This is a genomic window from Streptomyces mirabilis (genome assembly GCF_039503195.1).
In the GTDB taxonomy this organism is placed as follows: domain Bacteria; phylum Actinomycetota; class Actinomycetes; order Streptomycetales; family Streptomycetaceae; genus Streptomyces; species Streptomyces mirabilis_D.
Map to the genome: position 1 here is coordinate 5971212 of NZ_JBCJKP010000001.1, position 26476 is coordinate 5997687.

At 70.3% G+C, this 26476-nt stretch carries 24 protein-coding genes and 1 pseudogene; 19 read left to right on the forward strand and 6 right to left on the reverse strand.

Annotated elements, in window-relative coordinates:
* Positions 1-536: 536 nt before the first annotated feature.
* The 8 genes from AAFF41_RS27580 (at position 537) to AAFF41_RS27615 (ending at position 7373) form a co-directional block, all read left to right on the forward strand.
* A complete protein-coding gene (locus AAFF41_RS27580) occupies positions 537-1994 on the forward strand; it encodes a menaquinone biosynthesis decarboxylase (RefSeq protein ID WP_054232127.1) in 1458 nt (485 codons plus the stop codon).
* 46 nt (positions 1995-2040) lie between these two features.
* Positions 2041-2946: a menaquinone biosynthesis prenyltransferase MqnP gene (mqnP, locus tag AAFF41_RS27585; RefSeq protein WP_060896634.1), complete on the forward strand. Its 906-nt coding sequence runs from the start codon at positions 2041-2043 to the stop codon at positions 2944-2946.
* 31 nt (positions 2947-2977) lie between these two features.
* On the forward strand, positions 2978-3652 hold the full coding sequence (locus AAFF41_RS27590; protein WP_319750053.1) for a UbiX family flavin prenyltransferase: 675 nt from the start codon (positions 2978-2980) through the stop codon (positions 3650-3652).
* Positions 3653-3820: 168 nt separating this feature from the next.
* A complete protein-coding gene (locus AAFF41_RS27595) occupies positions 3821-4276 on the forward strand; it encodes an Lrp/AsnC family transcriptional regulator (RefSeq protein ID WP_054232130.1) in 456 nt (151 codons plus the stop codon).
* Positions 4277-4362: 86 nt separating this feature from the next.
* Entirely contained in the window at positions 4363-5526 is a 1164-nt protein-coding gene (gene mqnE / locus AAFF41_RS27600) for an aminofutalosine synthase MqnE (protein WP_054232131.1), read from the forward strand.
* 181 nt (positions 5527-5707) lie between these two features.
* Positions 5708-6247: a GNAT family N-acetyltransferase gene (locus AAFF41_RS27605; protein WP_343324782.1), complete on the forward strand. Its 540-nt coding sequence runs from the start codon at positions 5708-5710 to the stop codon at positions 6245-6247.
* A 94-nt stretch (positions 6248-6341) separates the two neighbouring features.
* Entirely contained in the window at positions 6342-6647 is a 306-nt protein-coding gene (locus AAFF41_RS27610; RefSeq protein WP_319750055.1) for a DUF4229 domain-containing protein, read from the forward strand.
* 42 nt (positions 6648-6689) lie between these two features.
* Positions 6690-7373 (forward strand): TetR/AcrR family transcriptional regulator, encoded by a 684-nt coding sequence (locus AAFF41_RS27615; protein WP_319750056.1) that lies wholly within the window; start codon positions 6690-6692, stop codon positions 7371-7373.
* A 5-nt stretch (positions 7374-7378) separates the two neighbouring features.
* Here AAFF41_RS27615 and AAFF41_RS27620 read toward each other — a convergent pair whose 3' ends face one another.
* Both AAFF41_RS27620 and AAFF41_RS27625 read right to left on the reverse strand, forming a co-directional pair.
* Positions 7379-8236 (reverse strand): MaoC family dehydratase, encoded by an 858-nt coding sequence (locus AAFF41_RS27620; RefSeq protein ID WP_319750057.1) that lies wholly within the window; start codon positions 8234-8236, stop codon positions 7379-7381.
* A gap of 228 nt (positions 8237-8464) precedes the next feature.
* Positions 8465-9259, reverse strand: a pseudogene (locus AAFF41_RS27625) (SDR family oxidoreductase).
* Positions 9260-9345: 86 nt separating this feature from the next.
* On the opposite strand from AAFF41_RS27625, the gene AAFF41_RS27630 reads away from it, so the two are divergent.
* On the forward strand, positions 9346-10659 hold the full coding sequence (locus AAFF41_RS27630; RefSeq protein ID WP_319750147.1) for an acetyl-CoA C-acetyltransferase: 1314 nt from the start codon (positions 9346-9348) through the stop codon (positions 10657-10659).
* Positions 10660-10958: 299 nt separating this feature from the next.
* The gene (locus AAFF41_RS27635; RefSeq protein WP_319750059.1) at positions 10959-12863 is read left to right on the forward strand and encodes an AMP-dependent synthetase/ligase; all 1905 of its coding nucleotides are present in this window, start codon (positions 10959-10961) and stop codon (positions 12861-12863) included.
* A gap of 127 nt (positions 12864-12990) precedes the next feature.
* Here AAFF41_RS27635 and AAFF41_RS27640 read toward each other — a convergent pair whose 3' ends face one another.
* A complete protein-coding gene (locus AAFF41_RS27640; RefSeq protein WP_028805073.1) occupies positions 12991-13194 on the reverse strand; it encodes a cold-shock protein in 204 nt (67 codons plus the stop codon).
* A gap of 344 nt (positions 13195-13538) precedes the next feature.
* Here AAFF41_RS27640 and AAFF41_RS27645 point away from each other — a divergent pair, with 344 nt between their 5' ends.
* From AAFF41_RS27645 to AAFF41_RS27665, 5 genes are all read left to right on the forward strand, one after another.
* A complete protein-coding gene (locus AAFF41_RS27645; protein WP_054232137.1) occupies positions 13539-14387 on the forward strand; it encodes a menaquinone biosynthetic enzyme MqnA/MqnD family protein in 849 nt (282 codons plus the stop codon).
* Between the two features lie 109 nt (positions 14388-14496).
* The gene (locus AAFF41_RS27650) at positions 14497-16242 is read left to right on the forward strand and encodes a serine/threonine-protein kinase (protein ID WP_343324783.1); all 1746 of its coding nucleotides are present in this window, start codon (positions 14497-14499) and stop codon (positions 16240-16242) included.
* 2 nt (positions 16243-16244) lie between these two features.
* Entirely contained in the window at positions 16245-17144 is a 900-nt protein-coding gene (locus tag AAFF41_RS27655) for a prepilin peptidase (protein WP_343324784.1), read from the forward strand.
* A 72-nt stretch (positions 17145-17216) separates the two neighbouring features.
* The gene (gene mqnC / locus AAFF41_RS27660; RefSeq protein ID WP_319750062.1) at positions 17217-18431 is read left to right on the forward strand and encodes a cyclic dehypoxanthinyl futalosine synthase; all 1215 of its coding nucleotides are present in this window, start codon (positions 17217-17219) and stop codon (positions 18429-18431) included.
* Positions 18432-18438: 7 nt separating this feature from the next.
* A complete protein-coding gene (locus tag AAFF41_RS27665) occupies positions 18439-18885 on the forward strand; it encodes an imidazolonepropionase-like domain-containing protein (protein WP_343324785.1) in 447 nt (148 codons plus the stop codon).
* A 92-nt stretch (positions 18886-18977) separates the two neighbouring features.
* Here AAFF41_RS27665 and AAFF41_RS27670 read toward each other — a convergent pair whose 3' ends face one another.
* Positions 18978-20018 carry a chitinase gene (locus AAFF41_RS27670; RefSeq protein WP_343324786.1) on the reverse strand — a complete coding sequence of 347 codons (1041 nt, stop codon included), beginning with the start codon at positions 20016-20018 and terminating at the stop codon, positions 18978-18980.
* Between the two features lie 391 nt (positions 20019-20409).
* Between AAFF41_RS27670 and AAFF41_RS27675 the strand changes: the two genes are divergently transcribed.
* From AAFF41_RS27675 to AAFF41_RS27690, 4 genes are all read left to right on the forward strand, one after another.
* Complete coding sequence (locus tag AAFF41_RS27675; RefSeq protein WP_308314074.1) at positions 20410-20730, forward strand: hypothetical protein; 321 nt, start codon at positions 20410-20412, stop codon at positions 20728-20730.
* A gap of 19 nt (positions 20731-20749) precedes the next feature.
* Positions 20750-23137 (forward strand): bifunctional polysaccharide deacetylase/glycosyltransferase family 2 protein, encoded by a 2388-nt coding sequence (locus AAFF41_RS27680; protein ID WP_343324787.1) that lies wholly within the window; start codon positions 20750-20752, stop codon positions 23135-23137.
* A gap of 1 nt (position 23138) precedes the next feature.
* Positions 23139-24509: an acyltransferase family protein gene (locus AAFF41_RS27685; protein WP_343324788.1), complete on the forward strand. Its 1371-nt coding sequence runs from the start codon at positions 23139-23141 to the stop codon at positions 24507-24509.
* A gap of 123 nt (positions 24510-24632) precedes the next feature.
* Complete coding sequence (locus AAFF41_RS27690) at positions 24633-25328, forward strand: demethylmenaquinone methyltransferase (RefSeq protein ID WP_054232146.1); 696 nt, start codon at positions 24633-24635, stop codon at positions 25326-25328.
* A 120-nt stretch (positions 25329-25448) separates the two neighbouring features.
* Here AAFF41_RS27690 and AAFF41_RS27695 read toward each other — a convergent pair whose 3' ends face one another.
* Positions 25449-25781 carry a PASTA domain-containing protein gene (locus AAFF41_RS27695; RefSeq protein WP_054232190.1) on the reverse strand — a complete coding sequence of 111 codons (333 nt, stop codon included), beginning with the start codon at positions 25779-25781 and terminating at the stop codon, positions 25449-25451.
* 125 nt (positions 25782-25906) lie between these two features.
* Entirely contained in the window at positions 25907-26413 is a 507-nt protein-coding gene (locus tag AAFF41_RS27700) for a GNAT family N-acetyltransferase (RefSeq protein WP_319750070.1), read from the reverse strand.
* Positions 26414-26476 lie beyond the last annotated feature (63 nt).

A 26476-nucleotide genomic window follows, 5' to 3' on the forward strand; every position in this document is an offset into this window, starting at 1 on the left:
CAACGGGGGGATGACACTTTCCCCGCCCCACCACCCCAGGGGCTCCGCCCGGCCCTGGAGCGGGGCTTCGCCCCGACTCCCCGTACGCCTGGTGGTTCGTCGGCCGCGGGTGGGCGGGGGCTGGTCGCGCAGTTCCCCGCGCCCCTGAAGGGGCGCTGCCCCTCGGGGCGGTTCCTCGGCCGTGGGTCGTTGGGGGTTGATCGCGCAGTTACCCGCGCCCCTGAAAGCCTCGGCCCACCCGGCGTTCGCGGGCGAAGCCGGAGGCCGCACGCACCCCACCCACCCCGGCCCGCATCTTTCAGCCCGTCCGGCGTCTGGGGGCGGCGCGGGAGGCCGATGCCCCACCCACCCATCCACGTCCGCGCCCCCCAGCCCGTCCGGCGTCTGAGGACGAGGCCGTTCGGACCGATGGGGGGTCTGGGGGCGTAGCCCCCGGGGATGGGACGGGTAGGGGCGGCGGGGGCGAGAGGGGTGGTCCTGCCCACGGCGGTGGGGCGCACGTCGGTGTCGGGTGGGCCTCAGCGATACTTGGACGCATGGCTTACGACGATCTTCGATCCCTGCTGAGGGCGCTGGAGCGCGAGGGCGACCTCAAGCGCATCAAGGCCGAGGTGGACCCGTATCTGGAGGTCGGGGAGATCGTCGACCGGGTGCAGAAGGCGGGTGGACCGGCGCTGCTCTTCGAGAACGTGCGCGGGTCCGCCATGCCGCTCGCCATGAATGTCTTCGGCACCGACCGGCGGCTGCTGAAGGCCCTCGGCCTGAAGTCGTACGGCGAGATCAGCGAGAAGATCGGCGGCCTGCTCAGGCCCGAGCTGCCCCACGGCTTCGTCGGCGTACGCGAGGCCTTCGGCAAGCTCGGCGCGATGACCCACGTACCGCCGAAGAAGGTGAAGTCCGACAACGCGCCCGTGCAGGAGGTCGTGCTGCACGGTGAGGACGTCGACCTGGACGCCCTCCCCGCGCTCTTCACCTGGCCCCAGGACGGCGGCTCCTTCTTCAACCTCGGACTCACCCACACCAAGGACCCGGAGAGCGGAATCCGCAACCTCGGGCTCTACCGCCTCCAGCGCCACGACAAGCGCACCATCGGGATGCACTGGCAGATCCACAAGGACAGCCGCAACCACTACCAGGTGGCGGCGAGAAGGGGAGAGCGGCTGCCGGTCGCGATCGCCTTCGGGTGCCCGCCCGCCGTGACGTACGCCTCCACCGCCCCGCTGCCCGGTGACATCGACGAGTACCTCTTCGCCGGGTTCATCCAGGGCAAGCGGATCGAGATGGTGGACTGCAAGACCGTCCCGCTGCAGGTGCCCGCGAACGCGGAGGTCGTGCTCGAAGGGTGGCTGGAGCCGGGGGAGATGCTCCCGGAGGGACCCTTCGGCGACCACACCGGGTTCTACACGCCTCAGGAGCCCTTCCCGGCGCTGACCATCGACTGCGTCACCATGCGCAAGCGGCCGCTGCTCCAGTCGATCGTCGTGGGGCGGCCCCCGACGGAGGACGGCCCCCTCGGGCGGGCGACCGAGCGCTTCTTCCTCCCCCTGCTGAAGATCATCGTGCCGGACATCGTGGACTACCACCTCCCCGAGGCCGGTGGCTTCCACAACTGCGCGATCATCGCGATCGACAAGAAATATCCCAAGCACGCCCAAAAGGTGATGCACGCGGTCTGGGGGGCGCACATGATGTCCCTCACGAAGCTCATCGTGGTCGTGGACTCGGACTGTGACGTCCACGATCTCCACGAGGTCGCGTGGCGGGCCCTCGGCAACACCGACTACGCCCGCGACCTCACCGTCGTCGAAGGCCCCGTCGACCATCTCGACCACGCCTCCTACCAGCAGTTCTGGGGCGGCAAGGCGGGCATCGACGCGACGAGGAAGTGGCCCGAGGAGGGCTACACCCGGGACGGGGGATGGCCGGAAATGGTTCTCTCCGACCCGGAGACGGCGGCGACGGTCGACCGCCGCTGGAAGGAGTACGGCCTGTGAGGTCCATCGACAGCGGACGGATCGACAGCGGACGGGCGGCCGGCCGGTGACCAGCGCATCCGCCGCGCTCCCGCAGCAGCCGGGGCGCACCAAGGCCTTCCTCCGGCTCGTCATGATCGAGCACTCCGTCTTCGCGCTGCCCTTCGCCTACATCGCCGCGCTGACCGCGATGTTCGAGTGGGACAGGAACATCCACTGGGGCAGGCTGCTGCTCGTCACGATCGCGATGGTCGGGCTGCGCACGTTCGCGATGGCGGCGAACCGGATCATCGACCGCGAGATCGACGCCCGCAACCCGCGCACGGCCCACCGTGAGCTGGTCACCGGCGCGATGAGCGTGAAGCACGCGTGGACGGGCGCGCTGGTCGCGCTGGTCTTCTTCCTGGGGGCCGCGGCCCTCCTGAACCCCCTGTGCCTGGCCCTCGCCCCCATCGCGGTGATCCCGATGGTGGTGTACCCGTACGGCAAACGGTTCACGAACTTCCCGCAGGCCATCCTGGGCCTGGCCCAGGCGATGGGCCCGATCGGCGGCTGGCTGGCGATCTCCGGCGAGTGGTCGTGGGACGCCGTCATCCTGGGGCTCGCGGTCGGGATCTGGATCGGCGGCTTCGACCTGATCTACGCCTGCCAGGACGTCGACACGGACCGCGAGATCGGGGTCATGTCGGTACCGGCGCGCTTCGGTATCCCCGCCGCGATCTGGGGGGCGCGCGGCTGCCACGCCGTCACCACCGCGCTGTTCGCCTGGTACGCCGTCGCCACCGACGCGGGCGCGTTCTTCTGGCTGGGCCTGCTGATCGTCGCGGGCGCGTTCCTCTACGAGCACTCCATCGTGAAGCCGCACGACCTGTCCCGTCTGAACCGCGCGTTCTTCCAAGTCAACGGATTCATCGGCATCGCCCTGTTCGTGTGTGCCCTGCTCGATCTGCTGGTCCGCGGGCTCACGGTCTGAATCCCGACAGCCGCCGGATACCCTCGACGTCATGAAGCCAGGACAGACGCAGCGCCGGCCTTGGATCGTGGGGGTGTCGGGTGCCTCCGGTACGCCGTACGCCGCCTCCGTGCTGCGGGCGCTCCTGGCGGCGGGGGAGAGCGTCGACCTGGTGGTCTCGCGCGCCTCCCGGCTCACGCTGCTCGACGAGACCGGCCTTCCCTTCCGGGACGCGCACTGGCAGGACGACCTGCGGGAATGGCTGGCGCGTGGCGCGGACGGCAAGCCCGGCACCTTCGACGTGCGCATCGAGGGCGTACGGCACTGGAGCGCCGGTGACCTGGCGGCGGGGCCGTCCTCGGGCTCGTACCCCTCCAAGGGCATGCTGATCGTGCCGGCCTCGACGGCCTGCGTGGCCGGAGTCGCCCTGGGGCTGTCGAAGGATCTGCTGCAGCGCGCGGCGAGTGTGACGCTCAAGGAGGGGCGCAAGCTCGTCGTCGCCGTCCGTGAGACCCCGTTGAACGGGCAGACGCTGCGTCATCTGGTCTCCCTGGACGACGCGGGCGCCACCGTGCTGCCCGCCTCTCCGGCGTTCTACGCGGGGGCCACCCACATCCAGGACCTGGTGGACTTCGTCGCCGGGCGGGTGTTGGACGCGGCGGGCGTCGAACACGGGCTGTACCGCCGGTGGGAGGGCGAACTCGGCGGCGGTTCCCGAGCGACCTGAGCGGCCACGGCCGAGCACCTGTGAAGCGAAGCACGCACGACCCGAGCACGCACGACCCGAGCACGCACGACCCGAGCACGCACGACCCGAGCACGCACGACCCGAGCACCACTGAGCAACATCGCACCACTCACGACTCACACACTTCAGCGGAAGGCTAGCGATCGCATGGACGCGGTGGACAGGCAGCTCATCCAGGCCCTGAGAGAGAACGGCCGGGCCTCCTACGCGGAGCTGGGGCGCCTCGTCGGTCTGTCGGGACCCAGCGTCACCGACCGCATCAACCGGCTGGAGGCGGCCGGGGTCATCACCGGTTACCGCGCCACCGTCGACTCCGCCTCGCTCGGTCTCGGTGTCACCGCCCTGATCGGCATCTCGCTCTCCGACGCCGCCGACCACGAGGACGTGGCCCGGCGGATGCGGGACCTCGGCGAGATCGAGGACTGCTGGTTCATCGCGGGCGACGACTCGTTCATGCTCAAGGTGCGGGCGAGTGATGTCGACGGGCTGGAGAAGACCATCCGACGGCTCTCGGGGACGAAGGGTGTCTCCCGGACCCGTACGACGATCGTGCTCTCCACGAAGTGGGAGAACCGGGTCGGAGAGCTGCCCGAAGAGGGCTAGGGCACGACGTGCCTGATGGGGGCCCCTCCCGCCCGGAGGGCGGGGGAGTACGGTTTACGAAGGCTGTCTGAGGAAGAGGTAGAGGCATGGACGTCGGGCTCAAGCGCGAGCTGGAGCAGAAGGTTCGAGCCGGTGAGCGGCTGACCCGCGAAGACGGCATCGCGCTGTACGAGTCGGACGACCTGGCCTGGCTGGGCGGGCTCGCCCACGAGGTGCGCACGCGCAAGAACGGCGACGTCGTGCACTTCAACGTCAACCGCCACCTCAACATGACGAACGTGTGCACCGCGTCCTGCGCGTACTGCTCGTTCCAGCGCAAGCCGGGCGAGAAGGACGCGTACACGATGCGCATCGAGGAGGCCGTCCGCCTCGCCAAGGCGATGGAGAACGACAACCTCACCGAGCTGCACATCGTCAACGGCCTGCACCCGAACCTGCCGTGGCGCTACTACCCGCGGTCGCTGAGCGAGCTGAAGAAGGCCCTCCCGAACGTCTCCCTGAAGGCCTTCACGGCGACGGAGATCCACCACTTCGAGACCATCTCCGGGCTGTCGGCGTCGGAGATCCTCGACGAGCTGATCGAGGCGGGCCTCGAGTCCCTCACCGGCGGCGGCGCGGAGATCTTCGACTGGGAGGTCCGCCAGCACATCGTGGACCACCGCACGCACTGGGAGGACTGGTCGCGCATCCACCGGCTCGCGCACGAGAAGGGTCTGAAGACCCCGTGCACGATGCTGTACGGGCACATCGAGGAGCCCCGCCACCGCGTCGACCACGTCCTCAGGCTGCGTGAGCTCCAGGACGAGACCGGCGGCTTCCAGGTCTTCATCCCGCTGCGCTACCAGCACGACTTCGTGGACATGAAGGACGGTAAGGTCCGCAACCGGCTCCAGGCGCGCACCCAGATGGCGACCGGTGCCGAGGCCCTGAAGACCTTCGCCGTCTCCCGTCTCCTCTTCGACAACGTGCCGCACGTCAAGGTCTTCTGGGTGATGCACGGCGTGCAGACCGCGCAGCTCGCCCTCCAGCACGGTGCCGACGACATGGACGGCTCGGTCGTCGAGTACAAGATCACGCACGACGCGGACAACTACGGCACGCCGAACAAGCTGACCCGCGAGGACCTGCTCGACCTGATCCGCGACGCGGGTTTCCAGCCGGTCGAGCGCAACACCCGCTACGAGATCATCCGCGAGTACGACGGCCCGGACCCGGCGCGCCGCGAGTCGCCGCAGCCGATGCGCGTCTGACGCTCCGCGGTCCGGTCGCACGCCCATGACGCCCCCGGTGCCGGTTCCCTTCTCGCGGAGGGGGCCGGCCTTGCGCTTCGTCCGACGACTGCGTCCTCGTGTTCCGGAAGTTCAACCCGGCGTGGACGGGTGACATCTGCAGTTGGTCCCCTCCGACCTCGGTGTTCTACGCTCGGTGGCCGTGCCACTGACCTTCACCCTGTTCACCCGTGACGCGCAGCCGACCCACCCCCTGCCCGACCAGCTGCTCGCCCTCTGGACGGATGTCACCAACGCGGGCGGTGCGGTCGGCTTCGTGCCACCGGTGACCGCCGTCGACATACGCCCCCGCGCCGAGGCCCACCTCACCGCGATAGCCGAGGGCCGCACCCGGCTCCTCGCCGGATTCACCGCCGACGGCCGGCTCGCCGCCACCGCGTTCCTCGCCCTCAACGACCACCCCCTCATGCGCCACTGGGCCTGGCTGTACACCGTCATGGTCGACCCGGCCCTCCAGGGTCGCGGCTACGGCGCCGACCTGCTCCGCGAGGCCGAGGACCGGGCCCGCGCGCTCGGCCTGGAGGGACTCCGCCTCACCTGCCGGGGCGGGGAGGGACTGGAACGCTTCTACGCCTCCTGCGGCTACAAGGAGATCGGCCGGGCGCCCGACGCGCTGCGTGTCGCGCCGGGCGACGACCGTGACGAGATCACGATGCTGCTGCCTCTCCCGCCTGGCGACTGAGGCCCCCCTGCACGAGGATCGGGCCGGGCGTGCTTCACTGGACGGTGCCCTTTGGGAACGTTCGAAACGGTTCGGAACGGAAGAGTGGATTGACATGGGCCGCTACACACTGATGCGCCTCGGCGTCTTCGCCGGCTGCCTCGTGGTCGTCTGGGGCCTCGTCTACCTGGGCATCGCTCCGCGCGGCCTGGGTGACTCCAACTACATGTGGATCGTCCTGCTCGCGCTGGTGATCTCCGCGCCCATCAGTTTCGTCGTGCTGCGCAAGGAGCGCGACCGCGCCTCCGCCCAGGTCGTCGCGCGCGTGGATCGCATGAAGACCAACCTGGAGCAGAACCGCAGCCAGGAGGACGGCGTGGACGACGCCACCCGCGGCGGCGTGCGGGGCCAGACCTCGTAACGCTGTGCCTGGCCGACGGCGGCCGATCGTACGCTTGCCCGTATGGGTGCTGTGAAGAACAAGCGGATGCCGCGCGCGGTACGTGAACAGCAGATGCTGGACGCCGCCGTGCGGACCTTCGGGCAGCGGGGCTACCGATCCGCTTCGATGGACGAGATCGCCGATCTGGCGGGCGTGTCCAAGCCGTTGGTGTATCTGTACCTGAACTCCAAGGAAGACCTCTTCACCGCCTGCATCCGCCGTGAGGCGGCCGCACTGACCACGGCGGTACGCGCGGGCGTCCAGCCCGGCCTGCCCGCCGACCGCCAACTCTGGGCGGGCCTGCGGGCGTTCTTCACGCACACCGCCGAGAACCCGGACGGCTGGGCGGTCCTGCACCGTCAGGCGCGTACGCACGGCGAGCCGTTCGCGGCCGAGGTCGCGGCGATGCGCGAGGAACTCGTCGCGTTCGTCACCCAGCTGATCGTGGTCGCCGCGCGCGAGGGGGGTAGCCCCTGCTCGAGCGGAGTTGAGAGCTTGGGGGAACATCGTGACCCGTCCCTGGCCGAACGGGAGGTCGCCGGACTCGCCGAGGCCCTCGTCGGCGCCGCCGAGGCCCTCGCCGCCTGGGCCAACGCCACGCCGGGTGTCTCCGCGAAGCAGGCCGCGGCGACCCTGATGAACTTCGCCTGGGCGGGCCTGGGCGACCTGATGGAGAACCGCCCGTGGACGCCCCCGCAGGACTGACCTCTTCACGGTATGGGCTGTAGGTCGCCCGTCAGATGCAGGCGCCCGGAGTCCGTGCCGCGGAGTTCGAACGCGGGGCCGTCGGCGGCGTAGGTGACCGTGCCCGGGAGGAGGACGGGGGCCTTGAAGTCGGCACGCAGACGTACCGCGTCCTGGGGGCCCTGTTCCGCGAGGCAACGGGCCACCGTCCACATGCCGTGCGCGAGGGCGCGGGGGAAGCCGAACAGGCGGGCGGTGAGGGGGTGCAGGTGAATGGGGTTGCGGTCCCCCGAGGCGGCGCCGTACCGCCGCCCCACGTCACCACCGAGCCGCCACTCGGCACGGACGGGGAGGGGCGTGCCGTCGCCCGGCTCCCGTGGGGGCGTGGACGTCGGCCCCCCGGCCGTCCGGTGCCGGGCGAGATAGGCACTCCTCGACTCCCACACCAACGTGCCGTCGACCCTCGCCTCGGTCACGACGCAGGCCTGCGTCCCACGGTGATGGGGTTCCAACCCCGCTACCCGCACGCCGAGTTCGTACGTCTCCGAGGCCGCCAGTGGCTGCCGCTGGGTGATCTCTATCGAGGTGTGGACGAGCCCGAGCAGCGGCAGGGGGAACGAGCGGCTGGCCATGATCCGCATGGCGAGCGGAAACCCGAGGACGTGCGGATACGTCACCGGCAGCGCGTCCGCCCCCGTGGCGAACCCGCAGACCCGCTCGTAGGTGGTGAGCCGGGCGAGATCGATACGGACGTCAGGGAGAACGAGACGGGTCGGCGGGACGTGGGCGTCCGGGCGGGGCCGCCGCTTGAGGGGGGAGAACAGGGCACCTCGGGCCAGGAGAGGGGTGAGGGCCGGGGCAGCGGTGAGGGTGAGGGTGGTCATGGGATCCTCCCGGGATCGGTCGTATCCGAACGGCGAGGGGCAGGGGCGTTGTCGGGGTGGTTCGACGACTGCGGGCGGGTGCGTCGGCGGGGGCGGAGCCCCCGCTCGGGGGCGCGGCGAACTGCGCGACCAGCCCCCACCGGCCCGCGGTCAAAAGGCCGCCCCCCGGGGCCTGGGGCAGAGCCCCAGAAGGATGGGACGGGTAGGGGCGGCGGGGGCGGCAAACCCCTACGCCCCCAGCAAACTCTGGCCGCACACCCGAACCACCTGTCCGGTCACGTCCCAGGACCCCGGCCCCGCGAGCCACGCGATCGTCTCGGCGACATCGACCGGCAACCCTCCTTGCCCGAGGGAGTTCATCCGTCGCCCCGCCTCCCGAACGAACAACGGCACGGCCGCCGTCATCTTCGTCTCGATGAACCCGGGCGCGACGGCGTTCACCGTCACCCCGTGCTCGCCACACCCGCGGAGCGAGCGCCCGTACGAACCCCACGACCCCCGCCTTACTGGCCGCGTAGTGGGTCTGTCCGACGTTCCCGGCGATCCCGGCGATCGACGCGGTGGCCACGATCCGCCCCCCATGCCGCATCACCCGGTCCCCCAACAGCACATCCGTCGTCCTTCCAACGCCTGCTGTGCCGCCGCCTGATGGTGATCGTCGGGGGCGAGGGCGGCGCCGAGCACCACCACCCGCCCACCGTCGGCGACCGACCGCACCACGGGATGCAGCGCCGCGTGCACCTCGGCGAGCGCCTCCACGCAGGCGACCCCGGTCGCGTCGAGCACGACCCCGGCCGGCCGCTGTGCCGACGCCTCCGTCCGCACCTCGAGCCCCGTCCGGGCCAGCACGGCGGCCACGTCGTCCAGCGTCGACTTCCCGGCCGTCAGGAGCAGCAACGCCCCCTCCAGGGTGGGCCGTTCGGGCGACCAGCGGTGCAGCGCGGCCGGCTGGGGCAGCCCGAGCCGGCGGGTCAGAAAGCGACCGGGTGCGGTGCCGGGGAAGCTCAGATAGCGGTCCGCCATTGTCCAACCCCCAGCTGGGACGTTAATTTACTCCAGAGTAAGGTTACCCAGGGTAAGGCTACGTGAAGGATCAGGAGCAGGTCGAGATGAGCCCCCGCAATCCACCGAGAACAAGCACCGCCGGAACGCTGTCCGGGACGCGCCCCGTCGCGGTCGTCGGTGGCGCCCGAACCCCCTTCGCCCGCTCCGACGGCCCGTACGCCACCGCCTCCCACCAGGAGATGCTGACCGCGACGGTCGACGGCCTGGTCGAGCGGTACGGGCTCGAAGGACCGGGGGCGGTGGGCGAGTTGGTCGCCGGGGCCGTCCTCAAGCACAGCCGCGACTTCAACCTCGCCCGTGAGACCGTCCTCGGCTCGAAACTCGACGCGCGCACCCCGGCGTACGACATCCAGCAGGCCTGCGGGACCGGCCTGCAAGCCGTCGTCGCCGCCGCGAACAAGATCACACTGGGTCAGACCGAGTCCGCGATCGCGGGCGGCGCCGACACCGCCAGCGACGCCCCGCTCGGGGTCAACGACGAGCTGCGCCGCATCCTCCTGGAGGTCCGCCGCGCCAAGTCGCCCGGCGCCCGCCTCCGGGCCCTGGCCCGCGTCCGCCCCTCCCACCTGGTCCCCGACATCCCCCGCAACGCCGAGCCGCGCACGGGTCTGTCCATGGGAGAGCACGCCGCCGTGACGGCCCGCGCGTGGGGGGTGACCCGCGAGGCGCAGGACGAACTGGCGGCCACCAGCCATCAGCGGCTGGCGGCGGCGTACGAACGGGGCCTGTTCGACGACCTCGTCGTCCCGTTCCGCGGCCTGACCCGCGACCAGAACCTCCGCCCGGACTCGACCCCCGCCGAACTGGCCGCGCTCAAGCCGGTGTTCGGCACCGAACAGCCCGACCCCACCATGACCGCGGGCAATTCGACACCGCTGACGGACGGCGCGGCGACGGTGCTCCTGGCGAGCGACGACTGGGCCGAGGCGCGGGGTCTGGCCCCGCTCGCCCACCTGACCGCCTACGAGACCGCCGCGGTCGACTTCGTCGAGGGTGACGTCGTCGGCGGTGAGGACGGCCTGCTGATGGCCCCCGCGTACGCCGTCCCCCGCCTCCTGGAACGCGCCGGACTCTCCCTGCGGGACTTCGACTTCATCGAGGTCCACGAGGCATTCGCCTCCCAGGTCCTCGCCACCCTGGCCGCCTGGGAGAAGCGCGGCCCGGGAACGGTCGACCGCTCCCGCCTCAACGTCGCGGGTTCCTCCCTCGCCACCGGCCACCCCTTCGCCGCCACCGGCGCCCGCATCGTGGCCACCCTGGCCACACTCCTCGCGGAACGCGACACCCCCGGGCGAGGCCTCATCTCCATCTGCGCGGCCGGTGGCCAGGGAGTCACGGCCATCCTGGAACGCCACTAACGACGGCACCCTGCAATCCCGCTGGGTCGGAGCTCTTTGAGGGGCGCGGGGAACTGCGCGCCCAGCCCCCACCGGCCCGCACCTGAAAAACCACCCGCACCCGAGACCCCGTACCGGAGGTAACTCGCACCCCGCCCGCCCCAGACACCCACAAACCCCACACCCCAGCCCCGTACGATCCCGGTCACCCCTGCCTTGTTGAAACTCGCATGAACCCCCCACGCCCCAGGCACGTATGAGGCTTTGCGCCCCCAACCCGCCTCATACCGACCGGGTCCTGGTAGCCAAGGAGCCGCTCCATGTCCACCCAGCCCAGCCCGTACGACTCCCCACCCTCCCTCGTGGAGCCCGAGATCAGGCGGCTGGACGGAGTGGTGCGCGAGGTGTCCGTGCCACCCCTCGTCGGTCAGGTGACCCACGGCTCGCTCGCGGACATCCCGTTCGACAACGCGGCCGTGGCCCCGAACGCGGCGGTCCTCAGCAGGAAGAACGCCGACGGCGCCTGGGAGGACGTGACCGCCACCGAGTTCGCCGCGCAGGTGCTGGCGGTGGCGAAGGGCCTGATCGCCGAGGGCCTGGCACCCGGCGACCGCATCGCGATCATGGCGCGGACGACGTACGAGTGGACGCTCCTGGACTTCGCGGCCTGGGCGGCGGGCCTGGTCACCGTCCCCGTCTACCCCACCTCCTCCGTCTTCCAGGTCCGCTGGATCCTCCAGGACTCGGGAGCCGTCGCCCTCGCCACGGAGACGGTGGCGCAGGCGTCCTCGCTCGGCCCGGAACGCGACCGGATCCCCGACCTGCGGCACATGTGGGTCTTCGAGAAGGGACACCTGGAGCGGCTGGCCGAGCTGGGCCAGGACATCCCGGACCAGGAGGTCGCCGTGCGCCGCGGGGTGCTCGGCCCCGACACGCTCGCCACCCTCATCTACACCTCGGGCACCACCGGCCGCCCCAAGGGCTGCGCACTCACCCACGGCAACTTCTTCGCCGAGATCGACAACGCGATCGAACTGCTCTATCCGATCTTCAAGGCGCAGACCTCGGACGCCGCGTCGATGCTCCTCTTCCTCCCCCTCTCCCATGTCTTCGGGCGGATGGTCGCGGTCGCCTGTCTGCGCGCCCGGGTGCGCCTGGGCCATGCGCCGAGCCTGAGTACCGAGGACCTGCTCGCGGACCTGGCGAGCTTCCGACCCACCTTCCTGCTGGCCATCCCCTATGTCCTGGAGAAGGTGTTCAACACCGGCCGGGCCACGGCCGAGAAGATGGGCCGCGGGTCCTCCTTCGACCGCGCCGCGCGCATCGCGTGCAGCTACGGCGAGGCGATCGAGGCCAAGCAGCACGGCACCGGGCCGGGTCCCTCGCGCTCCCTGCGCGCCGCCCGCGCCCTCTACGACCCCTTGGTCTACCGCCGGATCCGCAACGCGCTGGGTGGCAAGGTCCGCTACGCGATCTGCGGCGGCTCCCCGCTGGGCCGCCGTCTCGCCGCGTTCTACGCGGGTGCCGGCATCGAGATCTTCGAGGGGTACGGCCTGACGGAGGCCACCGCCGCCGCGACCGTCACGCCCCCGCTCAAACCCCGACTGGGCACGGTGGGCTGGCCGCTGCCGGGCACCCGGGTACGGATAGCCGGGGACGGCGAGATCCTGCTGGGCGGCGAACAGATCTTCCGCGGCTACTGGGACCCGAACGCGGGCGGCGTCGTCGACGCGGCGCCGGACGGCTGGTTCGCGACCGGTGACATCGGCGAACTGGACGACGGGGGCTACCTCACCATCACGGGCCGCAAGAAGGAGATCCTGATCACCGCGGGCGGCAAGAGCGTTGCCCCCGCGCCCCTGGAGAACTGGCTCCGCTCGCATCCGCTGATCGCCCAGTGCATCGTCCTCGGCGACCGCCGCCCCTACGTCACCGCCCTCATCACCCTGGACCAGGACGGCGTCACCCACTGGCGCCAGATGATCGGCAAGCACCCCGTCCCGCCGGAGCTCCTCACGGACGACCCGGAGCTGAACGTCATCCTCCAGCGCGCGATCGACGAGGCCAACAAACTCGTCTCCCGCCCCGAGTCCATCCGCCGCTTCGCCGTCCTCCCGGGAGACTTCACGGAACTGGCGGGTCACGTGACCCCCACCATGAAGCTGAGGCGGGCGGCGATCGAACGTGACTTCAGCAAGGAGATCGAGGAGCTGTACGTGCGGTAGGAACGCACCGCCGACAGGAGAGGACAGGGGAGGACAAGGCAGGAGCCCCGCGACCGGCTGGCGCGGGGCTCCTTGGGTACTGCGATCCGTTCCGGATCAAAGCATTGGGCTCATGAAGCCCGCAGACTCAGATCGGGGTGACGTTCTCCGCCTGCGGGCCCTTCGGACCCTGCGTGACGTCGAAGGAAACCGACTGGTTCTCTTCGAGAGAGCGGAATCCGCTCGCGTTGATCGCGGAGTAGTGGACGAAGACGTCCGGGCCGCCGCCTTCCTGGGCGATGAAACCAAAGCCCTTTTCGGCGTTGAACCACTTCACGGTTCCGGTAGCCATAAGCCCTCCTTGGGCCCAAAGGGTTGCCCTGCTCCAGAACCTGCGATTGTGTAAACAACTGCATACGTCTGAAAACGACGAGAGCCCGCGGTCACATGCTCCGCAGGCTCTGTACTGCAAGGGAAACCAAACTGCAACTTGCGGCGAGCCTAGCACGCAGGCAGCCGAAAGCAATAGGGGGCAAGATCACGTCACCCGGATGTTTGACCCGCATGGCGGATGGGTTGACGAGGGTGGTGTCGACTCGCTGTCGCAAGGGTTGACACAAGGGGGCGGAAGGGTTTCTGAAACCACGCGGGGACCCTGGAGACTGCACGGTACTCCATGGGGTCTAGCCTCGCGATGTGGACAATTACCGCACCCGGCCGCGCGTCGGCCACATCCAGTTCCTGAACTGCCTGCCCCTCTACTGGGGGCTCGCGAGAACGGGCACGCTCCTCGACTTCGAGCTCACCAAGGACACCCCGGAGAAGCTCAGCGAGAAGCTGGTGCAGGGGGACCTCGACATCGGGCCCATCACGCTCGTCGAGTTCCTCAAGCACGCCGACGAGCTGGTCGCCTTCCCGGACATCGCGGTCGGCTGCGACGGTCCGGTGATGTCCTGTGTGATCGTCTCGCAGGTCCCGCTGGACCAGCTGGACGGCGCCCGGGTCGCCCTCGGCTCCACCTCTCGTACATCCGTTCGGCTTGCGCAGCTGCTGCTGGCCGAGAGCGTGGGTGTCCAGCCGTCCTACTACACGTGCCCGCCCGACCTCAGCCTGATGATGCAGGAGGCCGACGCCGCCGTCCTCATCGGTGACGCGGCACTGCGGGCCAACCTCCTCGACGGGCCGAAGTTCGGTCTGGAGGTGCACGACCTCGGAACGCTGTGGAAGCAGTGGACGGGCCTGCCGTTCGTCTTCGCCGTGTGGGCGGCCCGCCGCGACTACCTGGAGCGCGAGCCCGTCGTCACCCGCAAGGTGCACGAGGCCTTCCTCGCCTCCCGGGACCTCTCGCTGGACGAGGTCTCCAAGGTCGCCGAGCAGGCGGCCCGCTGGGAGGCCTTCGACGAGCGGACCCTGGAGCAGTACTTCACCACGCTCGACTTCCGCTTCGGCGGCCCGCAGCTCGCGGCCGTACAGGAGTTCGCCCGACGGGTCGGCTCGACCACCGGCTTCCCGACGGACGTGAAGGTCGAACTGCTGACTCCCTGAGACCGCGGGGACGTTGTGAACCCGCGGGGGGTGTTCGGGACCCCGCGGGGGCGTACGGAACTACCCTGCTGGGCAGTGCGTCCGTGCGTACGGGGGAGGTGGGAGCGCCATGCAGCCGCTCGGAGTGGATGAACCCACGGTCGTGGGGCCCTACCGGCTGCTCGGCCGGCTGGGCTCCGGCGGCATGGGGCGGGTGTACCTGGGCCGCAGCGCGGGCGGGCGGACGGTCGCGGTCAAGATCGTGCACCCGCACTTCGCGCTCGACGAGGAGTTCCGCGCCCGCTTCCGCCGCGAGGTCGAGGCCGCGCGACGGGTGGGCGGCGCGTGGACGGCCCCGGTCCTCGACGCGGATCCGGAGGCGTCCGTGCCGTGGGTCGCGACCGGCTACGCGGCCGGTCCCTCGCTCGCCGCCGCGGTCGCGGACGCGGGCGGTCCGCTTCCGGCGCCTTCGGTACGGGTGCTGGGCGCGGGCCTGGCCGAGGCCCTCACGGCGGTCCACGCACTGGGCCTCGTCCACCGTGACGTCAAGCCCTCCAACGTCCTGCTCACCCTCGACGGCCCCCTCCTCATCGACTTCGGCATCGCCCGGGCCACCGACGGCACCGCCTCGCTCACCTCGACGGGCGTCTCCGTCGGCTCCCCCGGTTACATGTCACCCGAGCAGATCCTCGGCAAGGGGGTCACGGGCGCGGCGGACGTCTTCTCCCTGGGCGCGGTGCTGGTGTACGCGGCGACGGGCGAGTCCCCGTTCCCCGGTGACTCCTCGGCCGCCCTCCTCTACAAGGTGGTGCACGAGGAACCCCGGCTCGGCTCCCTGGACGGAGAGCTACGAGAACTCGTGGCCGCCTGCCTCGGCAAGGACCCGGCGGGGCGGCCGACCCCGGGTGAGGTGGCCGGACGCCTGGCCCCCGAGGGGGCGGCCCGGCTGGTGACCGCCGGGTGGCTGCCGGGGCCCCTGGTGGAGCAGGTCAGCCGCAGCGCGGTGCAGCTGCTGAACCTGGAGGCGGCGGAGGTGACGCCGTCCGGGCCGGTGGGGTTCAGCAGTCCTTCGGTGGGCACGGACTCCGGGGCCGGGACGCCGCCGCCCGACGGGGTGTTCGGTCCGCCGCCGACCATGCCGCCGTACGCCATGCCGACGTACGTTCCGGGGCAGCGCGATGTCCAGGACGCGGTCGCGGCGCCGACGGTCCACCCGAGCACGCCCGCGGCCGACCCCGGCCGCCAGGACCGGCGAGAGCACCGGGAGGATCACCCGGGCAAGCTCTCCGTCAGCATGGCCGCGACCTCGGCCCCCGGTGCGAACGGTCGTGGCCGCAGGATGAGTTGCACGCTCGCGCTGGCCGTGGCGGGAGCGCTGGCCGCGGTGACGGTGGGCTCGGTGTTCATGTTCCATCTGCTCCCGGGCGGCGGTGACGACAACTCGGCCTCCAGCGGCTCCGATTCCGCGGCCAGCCCTCCGGCGGCGACACCGAGCGCCGCCGGTTCGGCCGGCGCGACGCTCGCCTCCGTGCCCGCGCACTACCTCGGCACCTGGTCGGGCGACGCCTACGCGCTGAACGGGAAGCTGCCCGCGGGCACGTTCCGGGTCACCCTCCACCAGGCCGCCGTGGGCAAGGAGTTGGGCACGTTCCGGTCGACCGATCTGATCGGCGGCACCTGTGACGACGTACTCGTCCTGAAGAAGGTCACGGACACACAGCTCACCGCGACGAGCATCGCCAAGACGTCCAACCCCGGCACCTGTACTACCGGCAGCCACGAGGTGCGGCTGATCCCCGCCGGGGGCGACCTCAAGTACGAGACGGACAACGCGGACGCGGGCGATCCGGTGGCGCGCATGTCGAAGGCCGAGTAGCCGTGGACCCCGAACTCTGGTCCGTCCGGCCGCTGTGGCTGACCGTCCTCGCCGCCCTCTGGGGCGCGGCGGCGGGACTGCTGGTGCCGCGGGCCGCCTACCGGTTCGCGGTGGAGCCGGACGAGGCGTGGCGGACCCGGTGCCCCGACGGACACGTCCTCACCGGCGCCGCGGGCGGCTGGCTCGGCCTCGCCCGCTGCCCCGACTGCGTCCAGGACCTTCGTGACGTTCGTACGTCGAGGTCGGCGCCCGGGGACGCGGGGCGAGGCCCCGGTGATGCGGGCCGCGTGCCCGAAGACGCCGGGCGGGTGCCGGACGGGGCGGGGCGGATGCCGGGCGACGCCCCGACGGCGTACCGCTACGGCACCGGCACCCCGCTCGTCACCCTCGCCACCGCGGGGGGCTGCGCCGGTCTCGCCCTCGCCACCGGCGCCCGCCCCGAACTGGCGGTCTGGCTGCTGCTCGCGCCGCTCGGCGTGCTGCTCGCGGTCGTGGACTTCCGGGTGCAGCGCCTGCCGGACGTCCTGACCCTCCCGCTCGCGGGCCTGGCGCTCGTACTGCTGGGGGTGACGGCCCTCGTACCGGAGCACGCGGGTGAGTGGCCGACCGCGCTGTTCGGATCGCTCGTGCTCGGCGGCGCGTACTTCCTCCTCTTCCTCGTCAACCCCAACGGCATGGGCTTCGGGGACGTGAAGCTCGCGCTGGGAATCGGGGCCGTGCTCGGCTGGTACGGATGGGGGACCGTGGTGCTCGGCACCTTCGCCGGGTTCCTGTTCGGCGGCCTGTACGGGCTGGGGCTGGTGCTGATGCGACGCGCGGGGCGCAAGACGTCCATCCCCTTCGGACCGTTCCTGATCGCGGGGGCGTACGTCGGGCTGCTGATCGGGGCGTACGCGGCCTGACGTCGGGCCGCGGGCGTGGCTGGCGTAGGCTGGCCGGGTCCGTCCAGAACCCTTACGAAAGGGACGCTCCCGGTGACCGAGAAGGCCGACCTCACGTCTTTTGATGTCACAGCCGTCCTCGACCGTGCTGCCGCGGGTGGGCGGATCACCCCCGAAGAGGCGCTCGTCCTCTACCGCGAGGCCCCGCTGCACGCCCTGGGCGCCGCCGCGGACGCGGTACGCCGCCGCCGGTACGCGGGGACCGAGCACATCGCCACGTACATCATCGAGCGCAACATCAACTACACGAACGTGTGCGTCACGGCGTGCAAGTTCTGCGCCTTCTACGCGGCTCCCAAGGACACCGCCAAGGGCTGGACGCGCGACCTCGACGACATCCTGCGCCGCTGCGCGGAGACCGTCGAACTCGGCGGTACGCAGATCATGTTCCAGGGCGGACACCACCCGGACTACGGCGTCGAGTACTACGAGAAGCACTTCGCCGCGATCAAGGCCGCCTACCCGCAGCTGGTCATCCACTCCCTCGGCGCGTCCGAGGTCGAGCACATGGCCCGCATCTCCAAGGTGAGTGTGGAGGAGGCCATCCAGCGGATCCACGCCGCCGGCCTCGACTCCTTCGCGGGCGCCGGTGCCGAACTCCTCCCGGCCCGCCCCCGCAAGGCGATCGCCCCCCTCAAGGAGTCCGGCGAGCGCTGGCTGGAGATCATGGAGACCGCGCACGGGCTGGGCGTCGAGTCGACGTCCACCATGCTCATGGGCACCGGCGAGACCAACGCCGAGCGCATCGAGCACCTGCGGATGATCCGTGACGTACAGGACCGCACGGGCGGCTTCCGCGCCTTCATCCCGTACACCTACCAACCCGAGAACAACCACCTGAAGGGCCGCACACAGGCGACGCTCTTCGAGTACCTGCGGATGATCGCGATCGCCCGGCTGTTCATGGACAACATCGCCCACATCCAGGGCTCCTGGCTCACCACCGGCAAGGAGGTCGGCCAGCTCTCCCTGCACTACGGCGCGGACGACCTCGGCTCGATCATGCTGGAGGAGAACGTCGTCTCCTCCGCCGGCGCCAAGCACCGCTCCAACCGCATGGAGATCATCGACCTGATCCGCAAGGCCGGCCGCGTGCCCGCCCAGCGGACCACGACGTACGAGCACATCGTCGTCCACGACGACCCGGCGAACGACCCGGTCGACGAGCGCGTCATGTCCCACATCTCGTCCACCGCGATCGAGGGCGGCACGGCGCACCCCGAGCTGAAGCTGCTCGCCTCCAACTAGCCCCGCCGTGCTGACGATCCACACCGCCGACGAGCTGCGCGTCAGCTGGGACGCGGACCCGCTGAAGGACGGCGCGGTCGCCGTGGAGGGCGACCGGGTCGCGGGCACCGGCCCGCTGGACGTGCTGCTGGAGCGCTTTCCGGGGGCGCGGGTCCGCAGTTGGCCCGGGGCCCTCGGGCCGGCGCTCGTCCACGAGGGCCCACTGCCCGAGGCGCCGTCCCCACGGGAACGTGTGCACGCGGTGCTGAAGTCGGGTGCGGTGGCGGTTCTTCAGGAGCACGTCGACACACCGGAACTCCGGGCCGCGGCCCAGCGAAACGACGTCGTGGTCCTGGCCCGCACCCGGCCTGCGGCGATCGTGGCCCTGGGCCGGGCCGACTTGGCGGTGTTCGACGCGGACGGCACGTGCCTTGCGACGGTGTGCGCAGGCCGCCTGGTGCACAGACGCCGCTGAGTTCTGGAGCCGCGTGCACGGGAGCGCGCCCTTCAGGGGCGCGGGAAACTGTGCGACCAGCCCCCACCGGCCCGCAGATCAGATATGCGCCGTCACCCGGCGAACGCCTCCGCAAACGCCCCCGAACTCTGCGAAACCCCACTGCAATTGGTGGCCGCATTGTCCGAAGAGGCGTCATCACTCGAACACTGCTGATCCCGGAACGTCGACCACATCGACACCCAAGCGATCTTCTTCGACTCGGCGAACGCACGGACCTGCGCCGCGTCCGAGAGGCCGAACGTCTCATCGGCCACGTCGTTGTCCCCGATCATCGACGTCAACGCGAGCCCCTGCCAGGCCCCCGCACTCGACAGCCCGAACACGTCCTGCACTTGATCGTGGGTCGCCTTGGCGGACGTCTCGGCGTAGTCGCCCATGTCCCCGGAGTACGAACTCCCGTAATTCATGGTCATGATGTTGACCGTGGAGACCTTCACGGAGTTGTCGTTGGCGGACTCCAGCAGCGCCAGACTGTCCGAATCCAGCCCGGACGGCATGACCGGCAGCGTGAAGGACACCTTCAGGTCACCGCGCTCCTTCTGGAGCAGCGCGATCGCCTTGGACCGCAGCGCCACCGACGCGGAGTCGGTCAGCGCGTCCCCCTCGACGTCGAAGTCGGCCTGGGTGGAGCCGGCGGCGTCGAGCGCCGCCCCGTACGCCGCCGCGAGCGCGCTCGCGCTGCCGCAGACCTCCGCCAGCTCCTTGCCGGACGCTCCGCCGAACGAGACACGCACACTCGCGCCGGACTCCTTCAGCGCCGAGATCCGGGACTTCACGGCGGCCTTGTCGATGGCGTCCGTGCCGTTCCACTTGGCCGTGCAGTTGGTGCCGTCGGAGATCACGAAGGCCAGGTTGTACATGGTCGGAGACCCCGTCGAGTCCGTCACGGAGGCCTCCGTGGCGCTCACGTAGGGCGCGTACGAGGTGCTGGAGGAGGACGCGCTCTCGGAGGGCGCCGCACTCGTCCGCGGGGCCCGGGAGGTCTGCGCGGGCGCCGCGTCCGTGGTGCCCGCACCGCCGGAAGAGCACCCCGCCGCCGCCAGAGCAAACAGGCAGGTGAGCCAGGCAGCCGGCCTCAGATAACCCCTCATTGCGTATGCACCCGCTCTCGTGATTTCTGTCTCAGGACCGAAACAAAGTGCGGTCCGGGAGTTCCAAGGTGGCACATCCGAGAGTGATTCCCGAATACAGGAAGTGCATGGGAAACCCATGAGCGGCGGTACGCGAATCGGGCAAGCCGGGCCGCGAATCGGTACACAAGGGGAATATGTATCGACCGTGAGCTGCGCGGATGTTCAAGAATTCTCTCAGGGAATGGACAGCTTGGGCCACGTTTCATGGGCGCCTCACATGAGAACCAGAGAATTGGCCACATAAAGGAGCCCTAATATCCGGGGAATGCAATCCGAGTCAGCCATCGAAAACCACAGTCAAGGGCGCGGCCGCCGCCGCAAACGCGGCAACGCGTCCGAAGACGGTCCCGTGTTCGTTGACAACTCCGGGCGCAGAGCACGTCTGCTGCGCAGGTTCGGCATGCTCGTCGGCGCCGTCTGCTTCGGTTACGCGGTCGTCCTCGGGATGGCCTTCATGGGCTGGGGCACCTCGCTGACCCCGTCCTCGCTCTTCCCGTTCAGCGGCGGCCAGGCCGGCTCCGCACCCGGGGGCAACCTTCGGCCGCAGGGCGGCGAGGCCCCCACCGGCAGGCCGACCGGCACCCCACCGTCGGGCCTGCGCACGGGCACGGCCCCCTCCTCGGCCGCTTCCCCGGCCGCATCCGCGTCCGCTTCCACCGGCGCCAACTGACCGGAACGGACCCACCTCCATGACTTCGACGACGCCTTCACGCGGCCGCCGGCGCGCCCCCACCAAGATGGAGCGGGCGGCCGGCAAGGCCGCGGCGCTGCAGAAACCGCGCGTGATCCTCGCCCTGCTGCTCCTGCTGGGGCTCACCAGCGTGATGCTGCTCGACGGCTATCTGCGTTCCGAGATCGGCAACGACGCGCGGGTGCGCGACGGCGCGGCCTACGACCAGGTGCCGCAGAAGATCCTCGACGGGGGTCCGCTCCTGACGTTCACGGGTGGCACGGCCAAGACCCGGTCCGTTCCGAAGAAGACCATCGTGCTCACCTTCGACGACGGTCCGACCCCGACCTGGACTCCCCAGATCCTCAAGGTGCTCGACGACAACGACATCGAGGCCACCTTCTTCATGGTCGGCTCGATGGTCTCCCGCTATCCGGGCGTCGTGAAGGACCTCGTGGACCAGGGCAACGAGGTCGGCATCCACACCTTCACCCACGTCGACCTCTCCTACCAGGGCACGGGCCGGCTCCAGCGCGAGCTGAAGCAGACCCAGCTCGCGCTCGCGGGTGCGGCGGGGATCACGACGACGCTGTTCCGGGCCCCGTACTCCTCGGAGATCAACGCCGTCGACAACTACAGCTGGCCCGTCTACAAGGAGATCGGCAACCTCGGCTACACCAGCGTCTTCGTCGACACCGACAGCGACGACTGGAAGAAGCCGGGGGTCTCGAAGATCGTCCAGTGGGCCACGCCGAAGAACGACAAGGGCGCCGTCGTCCTCATGCACGACGCGGGCGGCGACCGCTCGGAGACGGTCAAGGCGCTCGACACGTACATCAAGAAGATGAAGGCGAAGGGGTACTCCTTCACCACCGTCAGCGGCGCGATGGCGAAGCTGAACGGGGCACCGAACGGTGCCGGCCGCACGGACGCCACCGGTTCCGGACAGGCCGTCGAGGCCGGGGTGGGACAGACCGGTGCGGGTGCGGGGGCCGGTGCCGGCGCGCTGGGCGAGCAGCCGGGCGGCGCGCAGTCCGCACCCGGTTCGGGCTCCGCCGACTCCTCCTCCAGCAACTCCTCCAACAAGGTGGACGTCGAGCAGTCCGGCCAGCAGAAGGCCACCGGCTCGACCCTCTACGAGGGCAAGGCCCTCATCTACGCGGTCGCGGTCGCCGAATGGGTCCTGCCGCTGCTCTCCTGGCTGCTGCTGGTCGTCGGCGTCTCCGTCATGGGGCGTTTCGGGATGATGCTGATCCTCGCCCGCCGCCACTACAGACAGCGCAACAGGAAGCGCGGCAAGGGCGGCAAGTTCAGCTGGGGGCCGACGGTCACCAGGCCGGTGACGGTGATCGTGCCCGCGTACAACGAGAAGGAGTGCATCGCCAACACGCTCCACTCGCTGGCGCGGAGCACCCATCCGATCGAGATCATCGTCGTCGACGACGGCTCCACGGACGGCACCAAGGAGATCGCCGAGTCGCTGGGCCTGCCCAACGTCCGGGTCATCCGCCAGGAGAACGCGGGCAAACCGGCCGCCCTCAACAACGGCGTCCGCAACGCCAGTGACGACATCGTCGTGATGATGGACGGCGACACCGTCTTCGAACCGGACGCCGTGCACCAACTCGTCCAGCCCTTCGCGGACCCGGGCATCGGCGCGGTCGCGGGCAACGCCAAGGTCGGCAACCGCAACACCGTCATCGGCGCCTGGCAGCACATCGAGTACGTGATGGGCTTCAACCTCGACCGCCGCATGTACGACCTGCTGCGCTGCATGCCCACCATCCCGGGCGCGATCGGCGCGTTCCGCCGCGACGCGGTCCTCGAGGTCGGGGGCATGAGCGAGGACACGCTCGCCGAGGACACCGACATCACCATCGCGATGCACCGTGCGGGCTGGCGGGTCGTCTACCAGGAGCACGCCAGGGCCTGGACGGAGGCGCCGAGTTCGCTGGAGCAGCTGTGGTCGCAGCGCTACCGCTGGTCGTACGGCACCATGCAGGCGCTGTGGAAGCACCGCAAGTCCCTGACGGACAAGGGCCCGTCGGGTCGCTTCGGCCGCATCGGCATGCCGCTCGTCGTGATCTTCCAGATCATCACGCCGGTCCTCGCTCCGCTCATCGACGTGTTCACCGTCTACTCGATGATCTTCGTGGACTTCTGGGCCTCACTGCTGGCCTGGCTGGCGGTGCTGGTCGTCCAACTCGTCTGCGCCGCCTACGCGTTCCGCCTCGACCGCGAGAAGTACCGCTACCTCGCGATGCTGCCGCTGCAGCAGCTCGCATACCGCCAGATGATGTACCTCGTCCTGATCCACTCCTCCGTGACCGCCCTGACCGGCGGCCGCCTCCGCTGGCAGAAGCTCAAGCGCACGGGTGAGGTCGGGACCCCGGCAGGAGTGAGCTGACATGAGCTGGGGCTCGGAACAACAGGGGCAGCAGGGGCAGCAGGGGTACGGCTACGGGTACGGGCAGCAGGTGCCGCCGCAGCCGTACGGACAGGGACACCCCCAGTACGACCAGGGATACGGGCCGCCCGCGCAGCCCGTCCAGTACGGGCAGCCCTGGCAGTACGTTGCCGAAGAACCGCAAGCGGCGGCCTCGAACACCGTCCAGATGGACCCGGTCCAGGCCGAGCCCCGGACGGAACCGGCACCGGAACCGAGGTCGGTGCCAGAACCAGAACCAGAACCAGAACCAGAACCCGGATCCGAACCCGAACCGGATGCCGGTCCCAGGCCGAAGGGCGGCGGACGCGACCGCTACTTCGACGCGTTGCGCGCCATCGCGCTGGTCCGTGTCGTGGCGTACCACACCTTCGGCTGGGCCTGGGCCGGCCTGGTCTTCCCGTCGATGGGCGTGATGTTCGCGCTCGCCGGCTCACTGATGGCCAAGTCCCTGGAACGCCCCGCCCTCAAGGTGGTCAAGAGCCGGATGCGACGGCTGCTGCCGCCCTTCTGGTTCTGGGGCTTCTTCGTCGTGGTGGCGATGCTGATCCACGACTGGATGCCGGGCTGGCAGATCGTCTTCTGGATCGTGCCGGTCGGCGACCCGCCGGGCAACCAGTGGGGCATCCAGGCCTGGGAGATCCTCTGGTACCTGCGGACGTACCTCTGGTTCGTCCTGATGTCCCCGCTGCTCCTGAAGGTCTTCCGCAAGGCTCCCCTCCCGGTGCTGCTCCTCTCCCTCGCTCCGATCCTGGTCTTCCAGTACGCCTGGCAGCCTCCGTACAACCGCTTCGGCAGCGGCCTGACGGACTTCGCCACCTTCCTGTTCTGCTGGCTGGTCGGCTTCGCGCACCGCGAGGGCGTCCTCCACCGGCTCAAGCCCGGCCTGGTGATCCTGGCGTCACTCGCCCTCCTGGCGTACGGCGGCTGGTACGCCTTCGCGCACCAGGCGGAGTTCGGTACGTACGACCTGGACGAGGTCCCCGTCGCACAGACCTTCTGGTCGGCCGGCTTCGTGACGCTGCTGATGTACTTCAAGGCGTACTACGACGTCGACTTCGCCTGGCTCGCCCGCTTCAAGCGGCTCGACCGGACCGTGACGATCTTCAACGGGCGGGCGGTGACGATCTATCTCTGGCACGAGATCGCCCTCGTCCTCGCGGTCCCGCTGATCGACCAGTTCTGGAAGGTGCCGGCCTTCGAGAAGTGGCTGCCGCTGGAGAGCCAGTGGTTCCTGTTCGGCATCGGCTGGGTGCTGATCTGGGTCGCCATCCCGCTGGTCGGCTGGGTCGAGGACGTGGCCGCCAAGAAGAAGCCGAAGCTGCTCCCCTGAAGGGGCGTGCGAGACCGGCGTACGGGTCGGGCGCCGCAGAGTCGCCCGGCCTGAGAGGGTGTCGTTGGGCTCGGGCTGATCCCACTCGAACCCAGCGGCACCCGCTACTGCCACAATGGGGACGTGACCCGCGCATCCCTGGACAAGCAGCCGCACGAAGTCGCCTCGATGTTCGACGACGTGGCGGAACGGTACGACCTGACGAACGACGTGCTGTCGCTCGGCCAGGACCGGGTGTGGCGCAGGGAGGTCGCGAAGGCGGTCGACGCGCGCCCCGCGCAGAAGATCCTGGACCTGGCGGCCGGTACGGCGACCTCGTCCCTCCCCTTCGCCCGCACCGGCGCGTACGTCGTGCCCTGCGACTTCTCCCTCGGCATGCTGCGGGTCGGCAAGAAGAACCACCCCTGGCTGCCACTGACCGCGGGCGACGCGACGAAGCTGCCCTTCAAGGACGACACCTTCGACGCGGTGACGATCTCCTTCGGCCTGCGCAACGTCCAGGAGACCGACACGGCGCTGAGCGAGCTGTACCGCGTGACCAAGCCCGGTGGCCGGGTGGTGATCTGCGAGTTCTCGCACCCCACCTGGGCGCCGTTCCGCACGGTCTACACCGAGTACCTGATGCGCGCACTGCCGCCGGTCGCCCGTGCCGTGTCCTCCAACCCCGACGCGTACGTCTATCTCGCCGAGTCCATCCGCGCCTGGCCGAACCAGCCCGAGCTCGCCGAGAAGCTGCGCAAGGCCGGCTGGTCGAAGGTGGCCTGGCGGAACCTGACAGGCGGCGTGGTGGCCCTGCACCGAGGCTTCAAGGCCGCCTGACGCGTCCTCCGGGCAGGCGCCGTCCCTCGGGCAGGCGCCGCCTGACTCCTCTTCCGGGCAAGCGTCGGCTGACGCGCTCTCCGGGCGAGCTGCCGCTCCCGGTTCCGGAGAGCGGCTCCCTCACCTGAGCACCTCGAACGGGTCCCCGGGCTCGTCGAGCTCGCGGCGCATGCCGCCCGACGGCGGACCCGGCAGTCGCGGCTCCCGCACACCCGCGCCGCCCTCCGCGTCACCGAGGTCGAACCACACGGTGACCACGGCCCCGCGCGGCACCTCGGAGCCGGGCGGCGGATATTGGCGTACGACGTAGTCGACGACGGTGAGATGGAAGTCGGGCCGGTCGGGCGCGGCGAGCAGCACACCTCGCGCGTCGGCCGTCTCGCGTGCGTCCACGGCCATCAGGCCGATGAGTCGCGGCACGCGCACTTCGGGTGTCTTGGGTGTCAGGCGCACGGACGTCACCCCCCAGCGGTACCGGAAGGGTAAGCCCGGGCCCTGCCCTTCCGGAAGCCGTCGGGTGGCTGCCGGAAACCCTCGGGGTGGCTGCCATAAACCGTGAGGCGGCCTTCCGGAAGCCGTCAGAGAGCGAGGCGGTAGCAGTGCGCGGGCGAGGCCGTCGCGGGATGGGTGAAGGCCTCGGCCCGTTCCATGCCGAGGCGTCGGGTCACGGCGATGGAGCGCTCGTTGCCGGGTCTGACCACGGCGACGACATCCGAGACGCCCGCCGCGCGCACCCGCTCCAGGGTGGTGAGCGCGGCGGCGGTGACGTACCCCTTGCCCCAATGCGCCCTGCCGAGCCGCCACCCGATCTCGATCTCGCCCTTCGGCCCCCACTCGCGCGGCCACGGCTGCGCCCCGGTGAAGCCCAGCACCTCACCCTCCGCGTCGACCAGGGTCCACAGACAGAAACCGAGTTCGGCGTCGTGCCTGCGCTGCCGTGCGGTGAGCTCCTCGTACACCGACAGTTCGGCCGCCTTCCCACCGTGGAACTCCATGACCTCGGGGTCGGCGAAGATCCGGTGCCAGGCGAACGCGTCCTCGTCGGTGGGGACACGCAGCCGTACGTCGGGGAGAGCTCGGTTCACGGGGCAACCCTTCAGCCAGGTGATCAGTACCGCTGCATAGACTGCCCATGTCCAGTGCCCGTC

Coding starts and splice junctions, on each gene's coding strand:
- AAFF41_RS27580 (WP_054232127.1), top strand. CDS start 537: ATGGCTTACGACGATCTTCGATCCCTGCTGAGGGCGCTGGAGCGCGAG.
- AAFF41_RS27590 (WP_319750053.1), top strand. CDS start 2,978: ATGAAGCCAGGACAGACGCAGCGCCGGCCTTGGATCGTGGGGGTGTCG.
- AAFF41_RS27595 (WP_054232130.1), top strand. CDS start 3,821: ATGGACGCGGTGGACAGGCAGCTCATCCAGGCCCTGAGAGAGAACGGC.
- mqnE (WP_054232131.1), top strand. CDS start 4,363: ATGGACGTCGGGCTCAAGCGCGAGCTGGAGCAGAAGGTTCGAGCCGGT.
- AAFF41_RS27610 (WP_319750055.1), top strand. CDS start 6,342: ATGGGCCGCTACACACTGATGCGCCTCGGCGTCTTCGCCGGCTGCCTC.
- AAFF41_RS27615 (WP_319750056.1), top strand. CDS start 6,690: ATGGGTGCTGTGAAGAACAAGCGGATGCCGCGCGCGGTACGTGAACAG.
- AAFF41_RS27620 (WP_319750057.1), bottom strand. CDS start 8,236: ATGACCACCCTCACCCTCACCGCTGCCCCGGCCCTCACCCCTCTCCTG.
- AAFF41_RS27630 (WP_319750147.1), top strand. CDS start 9,346: ATGAGCCCCCGCAATCCACCGAGAACAAGCACCGCCGGAACGCTGTCC.
- AAFF41_RS27635 (WP_319750059.1), top strand. CDS start 10,959: ATGTCCACCCAGCCCAGCCCGTACGACTCCCCACCCTCCCTCGTGGAG.
- AAFF41_RS27640 (WP_028805073.1), bottom strand. CDS start 13,194: ATGGCTACCGGAACCGTGAAGTGGTTCAACGCCGAAAAGGGCTTTGGT.
- AAFF41_RS27650 (WP_343324783.1), top strand. CDS start 14,497: ATGCAGCCGCTCGGAGTGGATGAACCCACGGTCGTGGGGCCCTACCGG.
- AAFF41_RS27670 (WP_343324786.1), bottom strand. CDS start 20,018: ATGAGGGGTTATCTGAGGCCGGCTGCCTGGCTCACCTGCCTGTTTGCT.
- AAFF41_RS27680 (WP_343324787.1), top strand. CDS start 20,750: ATGACTTCGACGACGCCTTCACGCGGCCGCCGGCGCGCCCCCACCAAG.
- AAFF41_RS27685 (WP_343324788.1), top strand. CDS start 23,139: ATGAGCTGGGGCTCGGAACAACAGGGGCAGCAGGGGCAGCAGGGGTAC.